18 protein-coding genes are annotated in these 23,279 nt (G+C 56.7%); 12 read left to right on the plus strand and 6 right to left on the minus strand.

What is annotated here, in order from left to right:
• Positions 1-65: 65 nt before the first annotated feature.
• On the minus strand, positions 66-341 hold the full coding sequence (yjfY, locus tag GXP72_RS02245; RefSeq protein ID WP_010427445.1) for a DUF1471 family protein YjfY: 276 nt from the start codon (positions 339-341) through the stop codon (positions 66-68).
• Between the two features lie 341 nt (positions 342-682).
• Between yjfY and rpsF the strand changes: the two genes are divergently transcribed.
• From rpsF to rplI, 4 genes are read left to right on the plus strand one after another with little or no spacing between them, the layout of a single operon-like run.
• Complete coding sequence (gene rpsF / locus GXP72_RS02250) at positions 683-1,078, plus strand: 30S ribosomal protein S6 (RefSeq protein WP_014068637.1); 396 nt, start codon at positions 683-685, stop codon at positions 1,076-1,078.
• 6 nt (positions 1,079-1,084) lie between these two features.
• Positions 1,085-1,399 carry a primosomal replication protein N gene (priB, locus tag GXP72_RS02255; RefSeq protein WP_008502895.1) on the plus strand — a complete coding sequence of 105 codons (315 nt, stop codon included), beginning with the start codon at positions 1,085-1,087 and terminating at the stop codon, positions 1,397-1,399.
• A 4-nt stretch (positions 1,400-1,403) separates the two neighbouring features.
• A complete protein-coding gene (gene rpsR, locus GXP72_RS02260) occupies positions 1,404-1,631 on the plus strand; it encodes a 30S ribosomal protein S18 (RefSeq protein ID WP_000135199.1) in 228 nt (75 codons plus the stop codon).
• Positions 1,632-1,672: 41 nt separating this feature from the next.
• Positions 1,673-2,122, plus strand: coding sequence for a 50S ribosomal protein L9 (gene rplI, locus GXP72_RS02265; protein ID WP_023310148.1), 450 nt, complete (start codon positions 1,673-1,675; stop codon positions 2,120-2,122).
• Positions 2,123-2,190: 68 nt separating this feature from the next.
• Here rplI and GXP72_RS02270 read toward each other — a convergent pair whose 3' ends face one another.
• On the minus strand, positions 2,191-2,835 hold the full coding sequence (locus GXP72_RS02270; RefSeq protein WP_048989485.1) for an OapA family protein: 645 nt from the start codon (positions 2,833-2,835) through the stop codon (positions 2,191-2,193).
• 233 nt (positions 2,836-3,068) lie between these two features.
• On the opposite strand from GXP72_RS02270, the gene fklB reads away from it, so the two are divergent.
• Complete coding sequence (fklB, locus tag GXP72_RS02275) at positions 3,069-3,689, plus strand: FKBP-type peptidyl-prolyl cis-trans isomerase (protein WP_008502892.1); 621 nt, start codon at positions 3,069-3,071, stop codon at positions 3,687-3,689.
• Between the two features lie 311 nt (positions 3,690-4,000).
• The gene (gene cycA, locus GXP72_RS02280; RefSeq protein WP_024907315.1) at positions 4,001-5,410 is read left to right on the plus strand and encodes a D-serine/D-alanine/glycine transporter; all 1,410 of its coding nucleotides are present in this window, start codon (positions 4,001-4,003) and stop codon (positions 5,408-5,410) included.
• Positions 5,411-5,506: 96 nt separating this feature from the next.
• Here cycA and ytfE read toward each other — a convergent pair whose 3' ends face one another.
• Positions 5,507-6,169 carry an iron-sulfur cluster repair protein YtfE gene (gene ytfE / locus GXP72_RS02285; protein ID WP_148770179.1) on the minus strand — a complete coding sequence of 221 codons (663 nt, stop codon included), beginning with the start codon at positions 6,167-6,169 and terminating at the stop codon, positions 5,507-5,509.
• Between the two features lie 244 nt (positions 6,170-6,413).
• On the opposite strand from ytfE, the gene GXP72_RS02290 reads away from it, so the two are divergent.
• Positions 6,414-8,063 carry a methyl-accepting chemotaxis protein gene (locus GXP72_RS02290; RefSeq protein ID WP_024907313.1) on the plus strand — a complete coding sequence of 550 codons (1,650 nt, stop codon included), beginning with the start codon at positions 6,414-6,416 and terminating at the stop codon, positions 8,061-8,063.
• Positions 8,064-8,100: 37 nt separating this feature from the next.
• Here the strand turns inward: GXP72_RS02290 and GXP72_RS02295 are convergent, their stop codons facing one another.
• The 3 genes from GXP72_RS02295 to GXP72_RS02305 all read right to left on the minus strand — a co-directional run bounded on the left by GXP72_RS02295 (position 8,101) and on the right by GXP72_RS02305 (position 11,059).
• Complete coding sequence (locus GXP72_RS02295) at positions 8,101-9,066, minus strand: DMT family transporter (RefSeq protein ID WP_208763433.1); 966 nt, start codon at positions 9,064-9,066, stop codon at positions 8,101-8,103.
• 75 nt (positions 9,067-9,141) lie between these two features.
• Positions 9,142-9,966: an AraC family transcriptional regulator gene (locus GXP72_RS02300; RefSeq protein WP_024907311.1), complete on the minus strand. Its 825-nt coding sequence runs from the start codon at positions 9,964-9,966 to the stop codon at positions 9,142-9,144.
• 49 nt (positions 9,967-10,015) lie between these two features.
• Positions 10,016-11,059: a helix-turn-helix domain-containing protein gene (locus tag GXP72_RS02305; RefSeq protein WP_228117543.1), complete on the minus strand. Its 1,044-nt coding sequence runs from the start codon at positions 11,057-11,059 to the stop codon at positions 10,016-10,018.
• 620 nt (positions 11,060-11,679) lie between these two features.
• On the opposite strand from GXP72_RS02305, the gene GXP72_RS02310 reads away from it, so the two are divergent.
• The 5 genes from GXP72_RS02310 to GXP72_RS02330 all read left to right on the plus strand — a co-directional run bounded on the left by GXP72_RS02310 (position 11,680) and on the right by GXP72_RS02330 (position 23,279).
• Positions 11,680-13,134, plus strand: a complete 1,455-nt coding sequence (locus GXP72_RS02310; protein WP_280115402.1) for a beta-ketoacyl synthase — start codon at positions 11,680-11,682, stop codon at positions 13,132-13,134.
• 91 nt (positions 13,135-13,225) lie between these two features.
• Positions 13,226-13,636 carry a membrane protein gene (locus GXP72_RS02315; protein WP_024907308.1) on the plus strand — a complete coding sequence of 137 codons (411 nt, stop codon included), beginning with the start codon at positions 13,226-13,228 and terminating at the stop codon, positions 13,634-13,636.
• 25 nt (positions 13,637-13,661) lie between these two features.
• Positions 13,662-14,489 (plus strand): hypothetical protein, encoded by an 828-nt coding sequence (locus tag GXP72_RS02320; protein ID WP_032651384.1) that lies wholly within the window; start codon positions 13,662-13,664, stop codon positions 14,487-14,489.
• A gap of 43 nt (positions 14,490-14,532) precedes the next feature.
• Positions 14,533-22,266, plus strand: coding sequence for a type I polyketide synthase (locus GXP72_RS02325; protein ID WP_208763894.1), 7,734 nt, complete (start codon positions 14,533-14,535; stop codon positions 22,264-22,266).
• A complete protein-coding gene (locus GXP72_RS02330; protein ID WP_208763435.1) occupies positions 22,263-23,279 on the plus strand; it encodes an arylesterase in 1,017 nt (338 codons plus the stop codon). The genes GXP72_RS02325 and GXP72_RS02330 overlap by 4 nt, the downstream gene beginning before the upstream one ends.

Below are 23,279 nucleotides of genomic sequence, written 5' to 3' on the forward strand. Positions count from 1 at the left end.
CAGGGGGCAACGTCAACTATGGCTATGTTCTCGTTGTTGGCTTTCCTGGTGCTAGCGTTAATGCGTTATCGGTAAATATCTGCACTGGCGTGCATGTTGCCGTTGCTGCCGGGCTCACGGGTTAACATCACGTGGTAATAGGTTGCGCCCTGCGCATCGGTTTCTTCATTAAGGGCCTGATCTGCTTCACTTTCCGTGGCGAAATTATGATTGATGTAAATGACGCCCAAGCTTTGCACATCATCCATGTTTCTGGCCTGTCGGCTGTCTATCTTGATGGCTGCCATCGCGTTTGCACTGAGCAAAAGCGCCGCCATTATGGCTAATGCGATTTTTTTCATGATATGCGCTCCACGACTGCGTGCTGCGAGAGGGGGGATGCTCCTTCTTTAATTCAGGTGATCTCTGATTAAAGTGTAATCACTCATCCGGCGGGGATGCGTGACCATTTCTGATGCAGTTGTTCAAAAAAACAACGCTTCCGGGTGTGACCAATTTTAAATCACCCACTTAGACCCACTTCGCGCTTTGTGCGAATTATTTGTGCAATCAGCTTGAGTTTCCAGGGACGCGCAAGTATTATGACGCGTCAATTTTTCAGCCGACCTTTAACACGTTCCTTGCCTCCCCGGGCCTCGGCTGACCCAGACAGGAGGCTGAATAATCCGTAAGGAGCAATTCGATGCGTCATTACGAAATCGTTTTTATGGTCCATCCTGACCAGAGCGAACAGGTTCCGGGTATGATCGAGCGTTACTCTGCTGCCATCACTGGTGCAGAAGGTACGATCCACCGTCTGGAAGACTGGGGCCGCCGTCAGCTGGCTTACCCGATCAACAAACTGCACAAAGCACACTACGTTCTGATGAACGTTGAAGCGCCGCAGGAAGTGATCGATGAGCTGGAAACTACCTTCCGCTTCAACGATGCCGTTATCCGCAGCATGGTTATGCGTACCAAAAACGCAGTTACCGAAGCATCTCCGATGGTTAAAGCGAAAGACGAGCGCCGTGAGCGTCGCGATGATTTCGCAAACGAAACCGCAGATGATTCTGATGCTGGGGATTCTGAAGAGTAATTTCTGATGACCAACCGTCTGGCGTTGTCCGGCATCGTATGCAGGGCTCCCCTTCGAAAGGTCAGTCCATCAGGAATTCCGCATTGCCAGTTCGTGCTTGAGCATCGTTCTGTGCAAGAGGAAGCCGGGTTTCACCGGCAGGCGTGGTGCCAAATGCCCGTTATTATTAGCGGACACGAAAACCAGGCCATTACTCACAGTTTAACGGTCGGTAGCGCAGTAATCGTTCAGGGGTTCATCTCTTGCCACAAGGCAAAGAACGGCCTGAGCAAAATGGTTCTGCATGCCGAGCAGATTGATTTGATAGATTCTGGAGACTAGCCATATGGCACGTTATTTCCGTCGTCGCAAGTTCTGCCGTTTCACCGCGGAAGGCGTTCAAGAGATCGACTATAAAGATATCGCAACGCTGAAAAACTACATCACCGAAAGCGGTAAGATTGTCCCAAGCCGTATCACCGGTACTCGTGCAAAATACCAGCGTCAGCTGGCTCGCGCTATCAAACGCGCTCGCTACCTGTCCCTGCTGCCGTACACTGATCGTCATCAGTAATCGGGCACGGTCCATTAATACGACTTTAAGAGGATAAGGTAATGCAAGTTATTCTGCTTGATAAAGTAGCAAACCTGGGCAGCCTGGGTGATCAGGTTAACGTTAAAGCGGGTTACGCACGTAACTTCCTGGTTCCACAGGGTAAAGCTGTTCCAGCTACCAAGAAAAACGTAGAGTTTTTCGAAGCACGTCGCGCTGAACTGGAAGCCAAACTGGCTGACGTTCTGGCGGCTGCTAACGCTCGCGCTGAAGCAATCAACGCACTGGGCACCGTTACCATCGCGTCTAAATCTGGCGACGAAGGTAAACTGTTCGGTTCCATCGGTACCCGCGATATCGCTGATGCAGTATCTGCTGCAGGCGTTAAAGTGGCTAAGAGCGAAGTTCGTCTGCCGAACGGCGTTCTGCGTACCACTGGTGAGCACGAAGTTGACTTCCAGGTTCACAGCGAAGTGTTCGCTAAACTGGTTGTTAACGTTGTAGCTGAGTAATTTTTTACTCTGCTCACGTTGAAACGCCGGCCTTGTGCCGGCGTTTTGCGTTTTAGAGATCCGGGCTCTTAACGCGCCCTGATAAAACTGCCGTCTGGCTGGCGGGTAAACAGTACCTGTTGTCCACTTCCCGTATCAATCGTTAACCCTGTCACCACCCCGCTGGCATTCTGGCGAATCTGTACCATCTGACCATTCTGCAGGTTACTGAGCGGTTTACCCGCACCTTCCACCTTCGCCATGGCATACACGTCGGTTGGCGGCAGGTTGTGGTCGCGGAACAGCTGTGCCAGGGTTTTGCCCGGCTCTACGCGATAGGAGCGCCACTGTTGCTCAATGCCGGTGGGCTGCTGCGTCTGAGGCTGAGACGGGGCGGCGGCTTGATCCTGCGGCTGTTCATCCTGAATGGGCTCTGGCTCAACCGGCGCAACCTGACCCGGATCGTTAGACGGGGAGACGAGCTGCGTCTGCATCGGCTGTGCGTCAGGCTGCGGCCGCGTCTGCGACTGAATGTCCAGTTGGGCATTGCGGGTGACGGGTGCGGTATCGACATCATCGCCCCCGGAAGGAAGCAGGAAGCCCACAATCACCATCAGCGCACCAATGATGATCCCTCTGCGATGCAGAGGAGGCAGCGGGTCCATGATGCGAAAATTGTCCGGCGCCTGCCAGATTTTCGCCAGGGTAGGTTTCAGTTCAAATCGCCCGGGCATGGCACTCCTCCTGCTCCGCGTATTTTTTATCCTGTGCCCCGAAGTATAGTTTGCTAACTGCCTGAACGGCGTAGTAAACCCGACATCCGTGACATCAGTTCGGGATTAATCCTGGTTCTCTCTATTGTTTCTGTTTCGTCGCGGTTTGTCACCTTAACTTCAGACAAAGTTTTACCCATAAGGGCATGGCTGATATGCTGCCCGCTACTTTAAATGTGATGGAAGGAAAACCCATGACCACCCCGACTTTTGACACTATCGAAGCGCAGGCAAGTTACGGTATCGGCTTGCAGGTAGGACAGCAGCTGAGCGAATCCGGCCTGGAAGGTCTGTTACCAGAAGCGCTGGTGGCGGGTATCGCTGACGCGCTGGAAGGCAAACAGCCTGCCGTTCCGGTTGACGTCGTGCACCGTGCGCTGCGTGAAATCCACGAACGTGCTGACGCCGTGCGTCGTGCGCGCTTTGAAGAGATGGCCGCCGAAGGTGTGAAATATCTGGAAGAGAACCGCGAGCGTGAAGGCGTGAACAGCACCGAGTCTGGTCTGCAGTTCCGCGTGATCAATCAGGGCGACGGCGCAATCCCGGCGCGTACCGACCACGTTCGCGTGCACTACACCGGTAAGCTGATCGACGGTACCGTCTTCGACAGCTCCGTGGCGCGCGGCGAACCGGCTGAGTTCCCGGTAAATGGCGTTATCGCAGGCTGGATTGAAGCCCTGACTCTGATGCCAGTGGGTTCCAAATGGGAACTGACTATCCCGCATAACCTGGCCTACGGCGAGCGCGGCGCTGGCGCGTCCATCCCGCCATTCAGCACCCTGGTCTTTGAAGTCGAGCTGCTGGAAATTCTGTAATCGAATTTTCTTATTTCCTCTCCCCGGTTGGGGAGAGGAAAATAGTGTAAAAACCTATAGTTACGGTGCTATCAACATTTTATCTTGCAAACGAAACTGTTGCGTGTATTTTTGTGAGCTGTTTCGCGCTGTATGAGTGATATGACACTCACTTTCAACATATTATTAACATAATATCTAAATCATAGTATTCATCCCGCCGATTCTTACCTAATATCGATTAGCCCTTACAAGGGAACGTCATCTTTTGACGTATTTAAAGGCCAGAAGAGCCTTAACAACACAGACAGGCATAAACAGGAAAATATCACATGGTAGATCAGGTCAAAGTCGTCGCCGACGAAGAGGCGTCGTCCGAACAGTCGCTACGGCGCAATCTCACAAACCGTCATATTCAGCTCATTGCGATTGGGGGTGCCATCGGTACCGGGCTGTTTATGGGGTCAGGCAAAACCATCAGTCTCGCCGGACCGTCAATCATATTCGTTTATATGATTATCGGTTTTATGCTGTTCTTCGTGATGCGTGCAATGGGTGAACTGCTGCTCTCGAACCTTGAATACAAATCCTTCAGCGACTTCGCTTCAGACCTGCTCGGTCCATGGGCGGGCTATTTTACCGGCTGGACCTACTGGTTCTGCTGGGTCGTCACCGGTATGGCGGACGTCGTGGCGATTACCGCCTATGCGCAGTTCTGGTTCCCGGGGCTGTCGGACTGGGTGGCCTCGCTGGCGGTTATTGTGCTGCTGCTGAGCCTGAACCTCGCCACCGTCAAAATGTTCGGTGAGATGGAGTTCTGGTTTGCGATGATCAAAATCGTGGCCATTGTTGGGCTCATCGTGGTGGGCCTGGTAATGGTGCTTACCCACTTCCAGTCACCAACCGGCGTTCAGGCGTCGTTTACCCATCTGTGGAATGACGGCGGCTGGTTCCCGAAAGGCATCAGCGGCTTCTTTGCTGGTTTCCAGATTGCGGTGTTCGCGTTTGTGGGGATTGAGCTTGTCGGAACGACCGCTGCGGAAACCAAAGATCCGGAGAAGTCCCTGCCGCGCGCCATCAACTCCATTCCGGTGCGTATCATCATGTTCTACGTCTTCGCGCTGGTCATCATTATGTCCGTGACGCCGTGGAGCTCCGTGGTACCTACCAAGAGCCCGTTCGTCGAGCTGTTCGTGCTGGTAGGCCTGCCTGCTGCCGCGAGCCTGATTAACTTCGTGGTGCTGACCTCTGCTGCCTCGTCTGCCAACAGCGGCGTATTCTCCACCAGCCGTATGCTGTTTGGTCTGGCGCAGGAAGGCGTGGCGCCGAGCGCGTTCGCCAAGCTCTCTAAGCGTGCGGTACCGGCAAAAGGGTTGACCTTCTCCTGCATGTGCCTGCTGGGCGGTGTGGTGATGCTTTACGTGAACCCAAGCGTGATTGGCGCGTTCACCATGATCACCACGGTCTCTGCGATCCTGTTTATGTTCGTCTGGACCATCATCCTCTGTTCATACCTGGTGTACCGCAAGCAGCGTCCACACCTGCATGAAAAATCGATCTACAAGATGCCGCTGGGCAAGCTAATGTGCTGGGTGTGCATGGCGTTCTTCGTCTTCGTGCTGGTTCTGCTGACGCTGGAAGATGATACCCGCCAGGCACTTATCGTCACGCCGCTGTGGTTTATCGCGCTGGGGCTGGGCTGGGTGTTTATCGGTAAGAAACGGATGGCAGGCGTAAGGTAAAAGCAAAACGGCAACGTCAGTTGCCGTTTTTAGTTTTTGCACCCTCTCCCTGTGGGAGAGGGTCGGGGTGAGGGCATCAGGCCGCAGCGGCCTTTTTTATTCCCCCGCTAAAGCCCGCGGGAACAAAACGTTGTTCTCAAGACTGATGTGTTCCATCAGGTCGTCGATCGTTTCGTTAATGCCGTTGTACATCGCTTTCCACGTTGTGCACGCTTCTGGCGGCGGCGTGACGTTGTGGGTGGTGTGTTTGATCACTTCCAGCAGTTCACCCGCGTCATCGTGCTCGCTTTCCATCACGCTGATGGGTCCCATCGCCTGGCTTCCCATTCCCTGTTTAATCATCGGGAAGAGGATCTGCTCTTCTTTCATCATGTGGCTGGAAAGCTCTTCGTGCAGCAGGGTCAGGTACTTTGCCAGACCGCGCGGTACGGAAGGTTTGTCGGCATGGACGCGCTCGACTTTGGTCGCCTGCAGGATCAGCTCCGGCAGCTGTTCACGGTGACGGTCATGGTATCGCACGATGATATGGTCGATGATTTCCGCGAGCGGAGCGGTTCGCCAGTCTTTGTCGACGGGCTGCTCGGCCAGCTGCGCCAGTTCTGCTTCAATCACCTCAACGTCCAGCTCTTTGCGTGAAGCCGCACGCGCCAGGGTTTGCTTACCGCCGCAGCAGTAATCCATATCGTATTTACGGAACAGCGCAGAAGCGCGAGGAATGGAGAGCGCCAGCTCGCCAAGGGGTTGGTCGCGAAAGGCCATAGCAGTTACCTCGTCATCAATAATATAAGATGCATATTAAATGCATCTTTAAGCCGGCGCTATAACCCTTTAGAGGGACGGGAAAAAGTGAGATGCAGATCACAAAAAAATATCCGATTTAACTCTCTGAATGGGCTCAGGAAAGTGGTTTCGAAACTTTTTAAAGGTGGAGAAACAGTAAACAACCCGCTGCGCCTGCCGATATATCCACGTCAGACAAACCTGCATATAACAAAGGCAACGCATGTTTAAACGTATAAAAGTCATTACCCTTTTGATTTCGGTGCTGCTCGTGCTCGGCATCATGCAAGTGATTTCCGCCGGTATCTTTATCAACGCCCTGAACAACGATAAAGACAACTTCACCGTGGCGCAGCTCTCCAGCAAGAACGTGGCGGAGTTTACCGATGCGTGGATCAGTCTGAACCAGGCGCGCGTCACCCTGAACCGCGGGATGCTGCGCCTGCAAAGCAGCATGGCCTCTCAAATTAACGGCGGTCAGCTGAATGAGCTGGTGACCACGGCGAAAAATCTGCTGACTGAAGCGCAGGTTCATTACGATAAATACTATGCCTTGCCGAATACGCCAGGCCTGGATGAGAACCTGACTAATCGCCTTGAGGAGCAGTACCGTAATTACTCTACAACGCTGACGCAAATGAACGTTCTGCTGAGCCAGGGCAATCTGGAAGATATGTTCAAGCAGAATGCCGAACAAAAACAAAACGCGATGCAGGCGGTTTATCGTGAATGGCGTGAAGCGCAGGCCGCGCTCACCGATAAAGGCATTCAGGATAACGAAAGTGATTACAAGCACATCCTGTGGATCCTCTCTGCGGTCATGCTGCTGGTGATTGTGGTGATTATCTCCAGCTGGATTGCTATGCGCCGCGTGCTGCTGCTGCCGCTGGAAGAGGTGATTAACCATATTCGCGCCATTGCGGCAGGGGATTTAACCCAGCCGATTCAGGCTGACGGTAAAAATGAGATGGCCATCCTGGCGCGCAACGTTCAGGAGATGCAAACCTCGCTGGCGAACACGGTGGGCGTGGTGCGTGAAGGCGCAGATACGATTTACACCGGTGCAGGCGAAATCTCTGCGGGCAGTAACGATCTCTCTTCCCGTACCGAGCAGCAGGCCGCTTCTCTTGAAGAAACGGCAGCCAGCATGGAACAGCTGACGGCAACCGTGAAGCAGAACGCCGATAACGCGCGTCAGGCGTCCCGTCTGGCGCTGGACGCCTCCTCAACGGCGAAGAAGGGCGGTAACGTGGTGGAAGGCGTGGTGCGTACGATGGATGAGATCGCCACCAGTTCCAGTAAAATCGCGCAAATTACTAACGTGATCGACGGTATTGCCTTCCAGACGAACATTCTGGCACTGAACGCGGCGGTGGAAGCGGCGCGCGCGGGCGAGCAGGGGCGCGGGTTTGCGGTGGTGGCCGGGGAAGTGCGTACCCTTGCCCAGCGCAGCGCTCAGGCGGCGAAAGAGATCAAAGCGCTTATTGATGATTCCGGTGAGCGCGTGAACGCGGGCTCGCAGCTGGTTAACGAAGCCGGGGCCACGATGGCCGAGATCGTCAATGCGGTTACCCGCGTCACCGACATCATGGGCGAAATTGCCTCGGCCTCTGACGAGCAGAGCCGCGGTATCGACCAGGTGGGCCAGGCGGTAGCCGAGATGGACCGCGTGACCCAGCAGAACGCCTCGCTGGTGGAGGAGTCTGCGGCCGCAGCGGCTGCGCTGGAAGATCAGGCTGCACGCCTGAACGAAGCGGTCGCGGTGTTCAAAATCACCCGCAATCAGGCGGTTAAAGCGGCACCGGTGAAAACCTATGTGCCAAAATCGCAGCCTGTAGCCGCGGCGTCAGAAGGGAACTGGGAAACGTTTTAAGGGCTTGCCGGGTGGCGGCTACGCCACCCGGCAAAAATCACATCTCCGACGCCGGAATTACCCGCGGTTTTTCCGGCTTCGCTCTCACCGCTATCACCACCCCTATGACCAACAGCGCGATCCCGCAGGCCGTGAATAACGGCGGTACGCTCTGGCGCATCAGGAAGGTATAAAGCAGTCCGGCCAGGGTTTCGAAGACAATCAGCGGCCCTAAGATCACCGTCGGCAGCTTCTGGCTGGCAATGTTCCAGCACAGCGCGCCCACCCATGAACACAGCACCGCAATCGCCACCATCAGGCCGATAAACACCCACGGTCTTGGCCCGAAGGGCTGGGTGAAGTTCGGCTGCTGATGGCCCAGCCAGAGGCATGCGCCGAGATATCCCACGATGGATACGGGCAGCGTGACCAGCGCCTGCGCCGTTGCCCACATCATCGGATGCTTGTCCGGGTTCTCCCGCAGCCAGCGCGCATTGCGCAGGGCGTACCATGCCCAGCACGCCACGGAAATGAACGCCAGCAGAATGCCAGAACCGTAACGCCACAGGTCAACATCCGCCTGCCCATGGCGCAGCTCGGCAATATTGACGAATATCAGCCCCAGGGCGGTGCAGATCAGCGCCGGTGCCATTTTTGACCACGCCAGTTTGCCATCGCGGTGGCTGTAGAGCAGGTTAGCAAAGACGGGGATGACGACCGGCAGCGTGCCGATAATCATGGTCGATACTGGCGCACCGGTACGCTGAATGGCACTCGCGAGGCAAACGTAATAGATGAGATTGCCCATCATGGTCAGCGCCAGCGCGGTCCCCCAGTCCTGACGGCTGAGCTGACGCAAGCGCGCCCGTCCCAGCCACGCCAGGGGCAGGGCAATCAGCCCCAGCGCCAGATAACGGCCGGTCGACTGCAGTATTGCCGGATACTCGGGTACGATCAGCGGGCCGACAAAAATCAGCCCCCACATCATCCCGGCCAGCAGGGCATACAACACTCCACTAATCATTTTTCCATCCACAGGTATTTACGCTGTTCTCAGTGTAGGAGGGGCAAATGCGCGCGTATTGTATGAGGTTGCGCATTAGCGCCGGGTGACCTGCTTCTGGTAGCGCACGGGGGTAATGCCGTAGCGGTGGGTAAACGCGCGGGTCAGATGCGACTGATCGGTCAGCCCGGTTGCGGCGGCGACCTCTGCCGCGGGCATGCCGTGCGTGAGGAACGCTTTGGCGCGCCAGAGGCGAATGGCCATCAGCATCTGATGTGGCGTCACGTGAAAATGGGCTTTGAACTGGCGCTGGAAATGATACGGGCTGAGTGAAACGACGCTGGCCAGCTCGTCCAGCGTCAGAGCGCGCATATAGTTGTCGTGCAGATACTCGCGTACCCGTTCAAAGCGGTGCGCGCCTTCCTGAACCCGCGGCGCGTGATGGGCAAACGGCTGGAAGGTCTCAATCAGATCCAGCAGTAATCCTTTTTGCGCAAGCGGATCGTCCGTGTGCCACAGGCCGTAAATGAGCCTGCCGATTTGCTGCGAGCGCAGCGGGTCATGACGCGTTACGTCGCTAAACCACCAGTGCCGGAGGCCGGTCACCTCTTCCAGCAGGTCGGGTTCGATATAGACCATCCGGTAGCGCCAGCCGCCCTCGGTGGCGGATTCACCGGTATGGATCTCGTCCGGGTTCATGGTAACGACGGACTTTTCCGCCGCGAGATGCTGTGTCCCGCGATAGCGAAAGCGCTCGGCACCGGTTTCAATCGTACCGATCCCGAAGGCTTCATGGGTGTGAGGCTCAAAGGCGTAGTCAGAAATATGGGCATGATAAAGCTCCAGGCCCGGCAGCTGCGCCAGATGGCGAAAGCGCGCGCTGTCTCTTTCATCATTAAACTGTTCCGGTACGCCTTGCACGGTGAGCCTCCTCGCGGTCATCTATTTTATTATCAGAGATGACCGGAGTTTATGCACTAAACATCTTTGCCCGGACCGTCTTACGATAATCCCCCGGTGACACCGTGGTTTTATGCTTAAACTGGCGGTTAAAGTGCGCAATATCCTGATATCCAACCGCATTGGCGATCTCCTGAATGCTCAAATTGGTGGATTGCAGCATCGTCATGGCGGATTCAATTCTGGCGGTTAATAAATACTGCAGGGGGGACATGTCGGTGGCATTTTTAAAGCGACGGTTGAAGTTGCGCAAACTCATGCCAGCCATATCGGCAAGATTTTGCATGGATATATCTGAGGCGCAGTTGGCTTTTATCCAGATTTGAATTTGAACAATATCTTCATCCGGATGCGGTTTGTTTTCTTCACTGTAACACTGGCGATCGAACTGACTTCGAATTTCATGGAAAAAGGTCCGCTGGGTATGGGTGGCTACACGTTTCCCGTATATCGTTTCGATGAAATGGATGGTCAGATCTGAGAGGGCTTTGACGCTGGCGGCACAGTAAATATTATCGGCCTGCGTGAGAAAATGTTTGGTTTGTAATTTTACGTTGGGGTAGTCGCGCGAGAACTGTTTGAAGTAGTGCCAGTGGGTGGTGGCGGGTTTCCCGTTGAGCAATCCCGACTCCGCCAGGAAACAGCAGCCCGTTCCGACGGCCGCGATGCGGGTCCCTCGCGCCGCCTGTTCGCTAAGCCATGCCAGGAGTTCAGGCTGTTGTCTGACCACCGCGCGAGGATTGCGCCACAGGGCGGGAAGATAGATAACGTCATAGTGCCTGTCTGCGGCAAGGGTAGTATCGGCGGTAATGCTGAAGCCACTGTGCGTCAGGATGGGCTCGTTATTTATGCCAATAGTATGAACTTTCAGTATATTCTCCGGACGACAGAGCCTGAATGAAGACGTCTCCGGTTTGTGCGTGTCTGCGTGGGATGTTGTTTTTTGCTCGGCTAAATAGCTACTGGCTGCGGCTTTCCACATTTCAATCGGAAGACTGAGACCGGAACTTAGCATGCGTTCACATAACACAAATCCTATTTGTGTATTTGTCATTTTTGATTAATACCTGTTTTGACTATTATTTTTGGTAGCTCATCGTTGTCCTGGCCAAAAAAGTCAGCATTTTGGCTGGATTTTCATATTAGCTTTTGTTGGTAATTTGTAAACTAATATCTGAAATTATCGCGCTTACTTAACAAAATAAATCCACGACCACTACAGGATGAATTATGGCGAAATTACCCGTAATAACAGCTTTTGGCGGCTATGGTCCAGCTGGTCGTAGTTCTTCACATCATGCATTTCGTCGAATGATTATTGAGTCATTATCGGAAGAGGAAAGGCAAGCGACGTTATTATCGTTAGCCATTCTGATGGGCGTGCTTAAATATGATGAGGGCGGATATTGCGACATTTCCGGTAAAAGATTTACACCTGCTCAGGCTGCCGCGAAGATAAAAGACGAGGCGCTTGAGGGAACCCTTATCCGAAAAATTACGCGCGACTATTTTGATGTCGATGCTATCGTCAGCCATGCAAAATTGAATATGGTTTCAGGCGAAGAAGGATTCAGTTTTAATATATCTTCCAGACAATTACCTCAACCCTTACCGGCGGGATGGCACGTTGAAGAATTAGCGGATCAGCGTGTGCGTATTACCGTTAAGGGAGAGATGGACTGTAAAATTGAGGCATTGTTGCGCACGGAGGTTCAGGCTGCAGGTTTGCTGCCGCAGGGATTCCGCCCGGGTGACCATTACAATTCGCAGTTCCATCCGCGGGCGCTACAAATGGCGATTGTCGGAGCGTCAGACGCCATCAACGCCCTGGGGATCCCGTGGCGAGAGATACAGGCCAACATCACGCCGGATCAGCTCGGGGTCTATTCGGGCAATATCATGGGACAGCTCGACGATTATGGCTTTGGCGGTATGCTGCAGTCGCGCCTGAAAGGCCATCGCGTCAGCGCCAAACAGTGTCCGCTGGGCCTGAACAGCATGTGCGCCGATTTCCTCAATGCGTATGTGCTGGGTAGCGTCGGTCATACCAGCGCCACGCTGGGGGCATGCGCCACGTTTCTGTATAACCTGAATGCGGCAGTTGAAGATATTAAAGCGGGGCGCATTCGCGTTGCCGTTGTGGGCAGCGCCGAAGCGCCGGTCACCTCAGAGGTGATTGAAGGATTCGATGCCATGGGCGCCCTGGCAACGGAGAGCAAGCTTAAGCATATTGATGAAACGGAAACGGCCGACTGGCGCAACAGCAGCCGCCCGTTTGGCAACAGCTGCGGTTTTGTGATCGCAGAATCCAGCCAGTACGTCGTGTTAATGGACGACGAGCTGGCGCTGCAGCTTGGGGCAGAGATCCACGGTTCGGTGGGGAATGTCTTCATCAACGCTGACGGCTTTAAGCGTTCTATCGCGTCACCGGGGCCGGGGAACTACATCACCATGGCGAAAGCGGTAGCCTCAGCGGTATCGATGGCGGGGATAGAGACGGTGCAGAAGGGATCGTTTATTCAGGCGCACGGTTCAAGCACGCCTAAGAATTGCGTCTCCGAGGCGGATATTTTTGACCGCGTTGCGCAAGCCTTTTCGATTCGTGACTGGCCGGTGACGGCGGTGAAATCGTATCTTGGTCACTCCCTGGGGCCCGCCAGCGGCGACCAGCTCATCAGCTGCCTCGGCGTCTTCCGCTATGGCATTTTGCCGGGAATTAAAAGCGTGTCGCACATTGCGCCGCAGGTGAATAACGCACGCTTAACCATACCTGTTCAGGACTGCAAATTAGAGGAAGGCCAGGGGCAGATTGCCTTTATAAATTCAAAAGGCTTTGGCGGTAATAATGCCACGGGGGTGGTTTACTCGCCAAAGCTTACCCATCAATGGTTGCGCAAACGCTATGGGGAAGCGGTGTTTGCGGAGTATCAGCAGCGTAACCGCCAGGTGCGACGTCAGGCTAACGCGTATGATGAGGCGGCTTCGCAGGGTGAACTCAATGTCATTTATCTGTTTGGCCAGCAGGGGATAAATGAGGAAGATATTAAGATTGATATGAATGGCATCACTATTCCCGGATTTGAAAAAACGATTACATACGCGACGGATAAAGAATACCCGGATTTTTAATCGTTATATCTGATTTTATTTTTAATAAATAAAGGTGCTTGTATTTTCTCAGGCGCCTTACCTTTGTGCACCACTAAACAGGAGAAAAAAAGTGGCTAATCTCAGTGCAATACTGATTGCCTTTGGCTGGAGCGGTATTGTCGTCGGTATAATGATGGGTGGGTTAATGGGGATGTACGCTTTTAAGGGACCGTTTCGCGCACCCAAAGGACATGAAAACTATACCGATTTAAATCGCAGAATGTTAAGGCTGGCACATATTGCCTTTATTATGCTGCCGTTAATATCCATGCTTTATGGCATGTGTATTGATGACCTCGCCGTGTCTTATACCTATAAATATTATGCCGTTATTTGCATGATGATACTTTCGGTGGGTATTCCGGTTCTGCTGATTGCATCGTGTTTTTATCTGCCATTTAAATATGTGCAGGTTATACCGTTTAGCTGTGGAATGTATGCGTTAGTTGTAATGGCAATTGGCAGGGTTTCCGCCCTGTAAACTATCACCTACCTGAGAAATAAAAATGAAAACGTTACTGAATACCCGCCAGCTGGGTCGGGACGCTATTGTCGCGACCGTAGATAAGCACGTTTATACCGAAAACCGCGCCTTTGCCAACAGGCTTATTGACCGGATTGAATCCCATCCGCTGATGCGCAGCCCTATTTTGGCAAAAATGAACAGCGGCGAAGTTGATATTCAACAGATGCGCGTATTCCATCTGGAATTTTATCACGCGTTTGCGCAAGTCTTTACCGATGCCGTTATTGAAGCGTTAAGCGCGGCGAAACAGCTGGAAGCGCCGCTGGGCGCGCAGGCGAAAATGGCGGCCCGTTTTCTGCTGCAAATCAACCTGCTGGATGAGCTGGGCTTCCACCCTGGCGAAGACGCCGAGGGCAATTACAACGGCCAGCCCGCGCTGGCGCACTACGTGCAGTTCTTTACGACCATCCAGCAGCTGGGGATGACGGAGCACGAGGTGAAATCCTGGCTGCCGATGTCCAGCTCTCTGGCCTGCCGCGCAACCTTCGAGAATGCCTATGGCGACTATACCCAGCTGGTGGGTTTGCTGGCCGTGGCCGAGACCGTCTTCCATGACTTTGCCACGCCGTGGGCAAAAGGTGTTGATAAAGCAACGGATATTGACGTCACGAAGGGCTATCACAGCATCCATGTAGAAAGCGAAACGGGAGAGTCCATTGAAGATGGTCACTCCGAAGATGCATGGATCCTGTTCTGCCAGGCGCTGACGGAAGACCGCTACGCCGAGATGGAACAGCGCGTCGATCTGTGGCTGAAGGTCTGGAACGACTTCTGTAACGATCTGCTGGCTGGCCGCGCCGGAAAATAATCTTTTCACCCTCATTACATTTGAAAATATAGAGCGAATTATGATGCCGTCTCATCAGTTGTTTAACAGGGGATATCATTCCTTCAACCAGCTTTTGCCCGAACTTGCTGTTCAACAGACTACTCAGACGGCATTTGAATTCGTCCGCAGCGCCAGTGAAATTCACAGCCAAAGCTATGACCAGCTACACCAGCGCGCCGCGTCGCTTGCAGAGGCTTTAATGCAGTACGGGCAGCGGGGCGACAGGGTCATATTGCTTTATCCGGATGGTGAAGATTTTATTGGCGCTTTTTTTGGCTGTCTTTACGCCGGCAGAGTGGCGGTTCCCGTCCCGATGCCCGCAAAATCGTCAGGAAGCGCGTGGGAGCGTTTTGCCGGCGTATTACGTAATGCGCAAACGGACTGTATTGTTACGACAGCCAGGGGGGCAGAAACGCTAGGCCAGCTATCACTTCCATTATCCCCGCTTATTTTTACCTTCGACAAACCAGACACAGCTGCGCTACCTGCGGGTTATCGTCTGCATCATCTTGAACGCACCTTCTCCGGGGCATTTCACCCCGTTCCGGTAGCAGACAACGATCTGGCTTTTTTACAGTACACCTCGGGTTCGACGGGCTCCCCGAAAGGCGTGATGGTGACCCATGGCAACCTGTGGGCTAACTCACATGCCATTCACCGCTTTTTCGGCCACCACAGCGAAAGCCGGGGCACGATCTGGCTGCCGCATTTTCATGATATGGGGCTTATTGGCGGTCTACTGCAGCCCGTGTTCGGCGCCTTCCCCTGTCGGGTGATGTCGCCGATGATGTTAATGAAAAACCCCCTTAACTGGCTCAAACAGATTTCCGACTATCAGGCCACGACCTCCGGCGGCCCTAATTTCGCCTACGATCTGTGCGTGCGTAAGATTGGCCGAGAGCAGGTTGAGGTACTGGATCTTTCGCGCTGGGACGTGGCTTTCTGTGGCGCAGAGCCGATTCGGCCCGCCACGCTCAAGCAGTTTAGCGAACACTTTGCGCCCGCAGGGTTCCGGCCCGGCGCGTTCCTACCCTGCTACGGCATGGCGGAAACCACGCTCATCGTCACCGGAATGGACAAAGGGCAGGGGCTCCGCGTGTCGGACGAGGTCGGTGCGGTGAGCTGCGGGCAGGCTCTGACTGATACCGAGGTGCGTATTGTCGATCCTGACCACCATCAGCCGCTTGCTGACGGTGAGAGCGGAGAAATATGGCTGCGTGGTCCGAGCGTTGCCGCCGGATACTGGGCCAATGATGCCGCCACGCGCGAAACCTTCCGGGCGTCTCTGGCAGGCGATCCGCACCCGTGGCTGCGCAGCGGCGATATGGGTTTTCTCCAGTCCGGCCATTTGTACGTCACCGGACGGCTCAAAGAGCTGCTGATTATCAACGGCCAGAACCACTACCCGACGGATATTGAAGAGACGATCCGCCAGTCCGCTCCCGCGCTGGCGGAAGCGACGGTCTGCGTGTTTGCCAGTGAAGACGAGCGCCCGGTAGCGCTGCTTGAGCTGATGACGCGCCATAAAAATGATCTCGATATGGCGACGCTGGCACCGTCCGTGACCGCGGCGGTGGCGGAGCGTCACGGCATTACGCTGGATGAACTGCTCCTTGTCGAACGAAGGGCAATCCCCCGCACCACCAGCGGGAAATTACAGCGCACCCGCGCGAAGATGATGTATCAGCAGGGGACCCTGGACGTGGCCTGGCGCAGCCGCCAGGACGCGTCAAAACCGGTTGAACACGCGGGGGAAACCCCTCCCGCGCTGGCGGCGCTGATTGCCGGGATAATTGGCAACACGCTGAACACGACGATCGGCGAATCCCGGTGGGATGACGCGTTTACCGACTTTGGCTTGAGCTCTTTGCAGGCGGTGGGCGTCATTGGCGAGCTTGAACAGCGGCTGGGCCGCGAGCTCTCTCCCGCGCTGATTTACGACTATCCCACCATCAATCAGCTGGCGGTCGCGCTGGGAGAACCGGCTGCGGTCCGGCCGGTCAGCGCCGCCGTCGCGGAAAGCGCCATTGCGGTGATTGGTATCGGCGTGGAGCTGCCGGGGCATAGCGGCGTGGAGGCGCTGTGGTCGCTGCTGCAGCAGGGCCACAGCACGACCGGCGAGATCCCGGCGCAGCGCTGGCGTACCTCGTCCTTTGACGGCTTTAACCGTAAAGGCAGTTTCTTTGACGAGGTCGACGCCTTCGATGCAGGCTACTTCGGCATCTCTCCCCGCGAAGCCGTCTATATCGATCCACAGCATCGTCTGCTGTTAGAAACCGTTCAACAGGCGCTCACCGATGCCGGCCTTAAGGCATCCTCCCTGCGCGGGAGCGATACGGCGGTTTATGTCGGGATCAGCGCCAGCGACTATGCCCTGGCCTGCGGCGATAACGTCTCGGCCTACAGCGGCTTAGGCAACGCGCACAGCATCGCGGCCAACCGAATTTCTTATCTTTATGATTTAAAAGGGCCAAGCATCGCCGTCGACACGGCATGCTCTTCCTCGCTGGTGGCGATAGAGGGGGCAATGCAAAGCCTGCGGGCCGGACGGAGTTCTCTGGCCATTGCCGGAGGCGTTAATCTGGCGCTGACGCCGCATTTGCAAAAAGTCTTCACCGACGCCCAGATGCTGGCCCCCGACGGCCGGTGTAAAACCTTTGATGCCCGCGCCGATGGCTACGTTCGTGGCGAAGGGTGTGGCGTTGTGGTGCTCAAGCCGCTTTCGCAGGCGCTGGCGGATGGCGATCGGGTTTATGCCACGCTGGTGGCGAGTGCCGTGAACCAGGACGGCCGCAGCAACGGCATTACCGCGCCAAATGGCCCATCGCAGCAGGCGGTCATCCGGCAGGCAATGGCGGATGCCGGAGTGGACAGCGACAGCATTGACTATATCGAAGCGCACGGGACGGGAACGGCGCTGGGCGATCTGATTGAATATCAGGCGCTGGAAGCGGTATTTGCGGACCGGAAAAAAACCGCACCTGTCCAGGTGGGGTCGATTAAAACCAACATTGGCCACCTGGAGGCGGCGGCGGGCGTGCTGGGCGTGGTGAAAACGTCTCTGATGTTGCACTACCGACAATACGTGCCGCACCTCAATTTCCAGCATAAAAACCCGCATATTGCGGCGATTAGCCGTCATGTTGAGGTAAGCGGTGCGCAGCCTGCCTCATGGCATGCCGATGGTGACGCACGCTACGCGGGCGTAAGCAGCTTTGGCTTCGGCGGCACCAACGGTCACGTGATTTTGCGCAGCGCGCCAGCGGTGGAAAAACGCCAGGAGCCCGCTGCGCCCCACGGTCTGCTTCTGATCGGTTCACATGATGAAGGGGCGTTTCCCCTTCAGCGGGAGGCGGTCAAAAAAGGGTTATCGACATGTCAGGAGAGCGATATCGTCACCTGGTGTCGGCTGGTGAACACCCGCTACGACGCGGCCCGCTATCGCGGCGTGGCGTATGGCGCGGACCGCGCCCAGCTGGCGGACAGCCTTGCGCAGCTCACGGCCTGCAAAGCAGGTAAAACCCAGCCTCAGGTCTGGCTCTTCCCGGGGCAGGGCACCCAGCAAATCGGCATGGGGGCCGAGCTGTACCACCATCTGCCGCACTATCGCGCCCAGTTTGACGCGCTGGCGACGACCATTCGGCAGCGTTATCAGATTGATATCACACAGGCGCTGTTTGCCCGTGACGATAGCTGGCAGCGCTGCGCCAGAACCTGTCAGCTCTCCTTATTTGCCTGTAGCTACGCGCTTGCTCAGAGCGTGATGCAGTTTGGACCCCGTCCGGCTGCCGTGATGGGGCACAGCCTGGGAGAGTACTGCGCGGCGGTCATCGCAGGTTATCTCTCGCTCGACGACGGGCTGGCTATGGTTCATCAGCGCGCGCTGTTGATGTCAGCCCTGACGCAGGAAGGGGCGATGGCGGTTGTCTTCAGCGGTGAAGCCGAGGTGTGCCAGCTGATTTCACCCTGGGCGGGTGACATTGATATTGCCGCATTCAACACCCCGACGCTGACCACCATCGCAGGTAGCCAGACGGCGATTGACGCCTGTCTCCAGGCCATTTCTGCTCGGGGTGGCCACGCCAGAAAAATTAAAACCGCCAGCGCATTTCACTCCTCGATGATGGATCCGATCCTCGGTGCCTGGCGCGAGTGGCTGGTCCACAACGTCACCTTCACCCGCGGGACGATCCCGTTTTACAGCAACCTGAACGGCGAGGCGTGCGACCAAACCGACGCCGACTACTGGACCCGGCAAATTCGCCAGCCCGTTCGTTTCCTTCAGGGCGTGCAAAACGTGCTTGCGCATGGTGAGTTCACCTTTATCGATCTGAGCGCGGACAGTTCGCTGGGCAAATTTGTGACCGCCACCGACCGCCGTCACCGGGTGCTGGCCGCAGGCGATCGGCGACATGAGTACAAATCACTGCTGACGCTGCTGGGAACGCTGTGGCAGCAAGGGCACGACATCAACTGGAGCGGGCTGTACCACGCGACCACGCGGGAGGCGTTAAACCTGCCTGCCATCCAGTTCTGCCGCAAACGTTACTGGCTGGCGGATGAGACGCCAGCGCAGACCCCATCTGCAAAAGAGGACGCTATGTCAAATCAACACCATTTAGCCGCTGAAATAAAAGCGATTATTGCCGGTTTTCTTGAGGCGGATCCCGCCACGCTTGACGACGAACTGCCCTTCCTGGAAATGGGGGCGGACTCGCTGGTGCTGCTGGATGCCATCAATACCATTAACAACCGCTACGGCGTGGCTATCCCGGTACGGGCGCTGTTTGAAGAGCTCAATACGCTGGACGCGGTGATCGGTTATGTGGTGGAGCACGCGCAGCCAGCGGCGGCGGCTCCGCTCAGCACCCCGGAAACCGCCGAGCAGGCGGCGCAGCCTGCCGTGGCAATGCCGGAAACCAGCAAGCCGGTGCCTGGCGCGGTTCAGGATCTGATTGCCCGCCAGCTGGAGCTTATGTCCCAGCAGCTCACGCTGCTCAACGGCACGGCGCAGACTCTCCCGATGCCCGTCGCGCCAACGATGCCGGACGTCATCGCGCCAGCGCCTGTCGCCACCCCGGCCGCACCGGTGAAGGCCAGCGCGCACAGCAGCTGGTTTAAAAAAGAGACGAAAAAGGTCTCCCTGGGCACCGAGCGCGACCAGCATCTGGCGCAGCTCACCCAGCGGTTTGTCGATAAAACAGGCGGGTCGAAACGCAATGCCCAGCAGTACCGCGCCGTGCTGGCGGATAACCGGGCCTCTGCGGGCTTTCGTTTATCCACCAAGGAGATGCTTTATCCCTTAGTGGGGGAACGCTCTCAGGGCTCGCGCATCTGGGACGTTGATGGCAACGAGTATATTGACTTTACGATGGGGTTTGGCGCCAACCTGCTGGGGCATGCACCGGACTGCGTGCAGCAGGCCGTTGCCGACCAGCTGGCGCGGGGCATGCAGATCGGGCCGCAAAGCGCGCTGGCGGGCGAGGTGGCAACGCTTATCAGCGAGCTGACCGGCCAGCAGCGGGTGGCATTTTGTAACTCCGGCTCTGAAGCGGTAATGAGCGCCGTGCGCCTGGCGCGCGCCGTTACGGGGAAAAATAAAGTCGCGCTGTTTAGCGGCTCATATCACGGCGTGTTTGACGGCATTCTGGGGCGGCAGCAGGGCGGAGAAACCCCCGAGCGCGCCACGCCGATTGCCGCCGGTACGCCGCCATCGCTGGTGGACGACCTGCTGGTGCTCGATTACGGCAGCGAAGAGAGCCTGGCGCTTATCGCCCGCTATGCCGCCGAGCTGGCGGTGGTGATCGTCGAACCGGTGCAGAGCCGTTATCCCGATCATCAGCCGCGCGAATACCTGCATACCCTGCGTGAGCTGACGACGACCCACAATATTGCGCTGATGTTTGACGAGGTGATCACCGGTTTCCGTCTGGCGGCCGGCGGCGCGCAGGCGTATTACGGCGTTCAGGCGGATATCGCCTCCTACGGTAAGATTGTCGGCGGCGGTATGCCGATCGGCGTGATTGCAGGCTCCAGCCGCTTTATGGACAGTATCGACGGCGGATTCTGGCAGTATGGCGATGACTCCTGGCCGCAGGCTGAACTGATCTTCTTTGCCGGTACCTTCTCCAAGCATCCGCTGACCATGGCGGCAAGCAAAGCCGTGCTGGAGTACATCAAAGCCCACCCGGCGCTGTATGACGACATCAACCAAAAAACCGCGCGTCTGACGATGTCGCTAAATACCTGGTTCTCTGCAACCGGTACGCCGATTGAGATCGTCTCTGCCGGCAGCCTGTTCCGTTTCAAATTCAACGGCAACTACGACATCCTCTTCCACCACCTGATGCTGCGCGGCATTTTCATCTGGGAAGGGCGTAACTGCTTTGTCTCGGTCGCACACGCGGACGAGGATATCGACCGCTTTATTGCGGCGGTAAAAGAGAGCGTTAACGCCATGCGCGTGGACGGCTTCTTTGGGCAGGCCGGATTGCGCCCCGACACGCGCTATGCCGTTGCAGACAGCCAGCAGCGTTTTCTGCAGCTGGCCGCGCGGGATGAAAGCGGGCGGTTGGCCGGGACGATCGGCGGCGTCATTGAAACGCCGCGCAACGTAGACAGCGAGATCATGCTTGCCGCCTGGCAACTGCTGTGCGAGCGCCATGACGCGCTGCGTATGCAGTTCACTGACGCAGGCGAACTTCAGGTGGCCCTGGCGCCCACCGTCGATATCAGCGAGGAAAACGTGGCGCCTGCCGCCTGTCTCGCTGAGTTTGCCGCGCGTCCCTTTGACCTGACCGCCGCGCCGCTGGCCCGCCTGCTGCTGGTCCGCCATGAGGGGAAAACCACGCTCGCCATCGCGGCACATCATTCGGTGGCGGACGGCTGGTCGTTCATGGTGATGCTGCGCGAGCTGCTGCATCTTTACGATGCCCTGGCGTCGGGTAAATGTCCTGACCTGGCGGCTGCGGCAAGCTATCTGCAGGCTATCCGTGCGCAGAACATCGTCAGCGAGGCAGCGCTACCTGCGCGTCTTGCGGCGCTTCCTGCCCGCCGGGCAACGCCAGACGTCCTTACCGTAATGGCACCTTCCCGGACGTATCAGGGGCAGCGGCTGGTACAGCGCTTGTCGTATCCGGGCCTGACCGCGCAGCTGCGCAAAGCCTCCGCCGAGCTGCGGGTGACCCGCTTCGCGATGCTGAATGCGCTCTTTACCCTGACGCTTGAGAAGGCGGTCGGTCATTCCCCGGTGCCGGTCGGCGTGCCGGATGCCGGGCGGGATTTCGGGCAGGGCGATGCGCTTGTCGGCCAGTGCGTCCGGCTGTTGCCGCTGTGTATCGACAGCGCCGCCTGTGCGTCGTTATCTGATGTCGCCAGGGCAATCCATGACGGCATCCTCGCGCAGCGCGACGAGCCCGCCCTGCCGTCACGCTGCTTCCACGGTCAGGATGCGCCGCTTCCGCTGCTGGCGACCTTTAACGTCGAGCCGCATGCTCCGCTGGCAGAGCTGCGGCAGTGGGAGGCCAGCCTGTCGCTCCTCCCGATCGGCGCCGTCGAATTCCCGCTGATGGTTAACATTCTCGAGACGAAAGAGGGGCTGTCCGTCGAGCTGGACTACCAGATACGCTATTTCACCGAGGCGAGCGCCCGTGCGTTGCTGGAGCACTTCCTGAAGGCGATAACCGTGCTGGCCGAGCAGGGCGAAGAGGCTGCCGAAGCATTATTCTCGTCGTCAGAGGTACTGGCCGCATCATGAAAAAGCTGACGATTATCGTCCTCGCAGGCGCCGTGCTGGCGTTCGTGGTTAATCTGCTGATCGATGCCGGACTGTTTTATCAGGTGCAGGAGCGCGGCGGTGAACAGTGCCAAAAAATCACCGGCATTGAGGGCGCGGAAGATATCGCTCCTTTATCGGATGGCGGGGCAATAGCCAGCAGCCTCAACCGACACGGCAGCGCGCCCGGGGCGCTCTATTATCTCAACGGCAGCGACAGGCCGCAGCGATTAGCCGGTGACTATCCGGATGCCTTCTTCCCGCACGGTATCGATGTCTGGCAGCAGGAGGGCGAGACGTGGATCTACGTGGTGAACCACCGTCCCCAGGAGGACAGCATTGATGTGTTTCGCTTTAATCGCGCGCAGATGCGTCTTGAGTATCAGCCCGCCCTGTCGCGCGCGGTCGGAAACAACATCAATGATATCAGCGTGATTGATAAAACCCGCTGGCTGCTGACGCGGGACCACCGGTGGACGGGCTTCGCGGGACGCGTGGAGGACTATCTGCGACTGCCGCTCTCCAGCGTCCTGCTGGCAGACGAGGCGGGGCTGCATACCCTGATCGATGACCTGCATTTTGCGAACGGCATTTACTACAACCGACAATTGGGGCGTCTGTACGTGGCGGAAACCACCCGCGGCGCGGTGAGCAGCTGGGCGTGGCAGTCGAATGAGGCTGCGCCCGTCCTGCTGGGGCGCTTCAGCGGTCTGCATGGTGTCGACAATATCCTGCCGGACGGGCAGGGAATGCTGGTGGCGGCGCACCCGCAGCTTCTGAAGCTGGCCGCCTATCAGAAAGATGCCCAGGCGCATTCACCGTCCATGGTGTGGCGGCTGACAACCGGTGCACAGGGTGAGATCAGTCAGGCCACTATTTTCTATCAAAGCCACGGTGCGTCGCTGGCGGGAGTCAGCGTTGCCGCGCCCATGGGCGGAAAAGTGATGATGGGCAGCGTCTTTGACGACGGGCTGCTGCTGTGCGGGGAGCAATAA

Origin of the sequence: Enterobacter sp. SES19 (assembly GCF_011765665.1) — a bacterium.
Taxonomy (GTDB): Bacteria; Pseudomonadota; Gammaproteobacteria; order Enterobacterales; family Enterobacteriaceae; genus Enterobacter; species Enterobacter pseudoroggenkampii.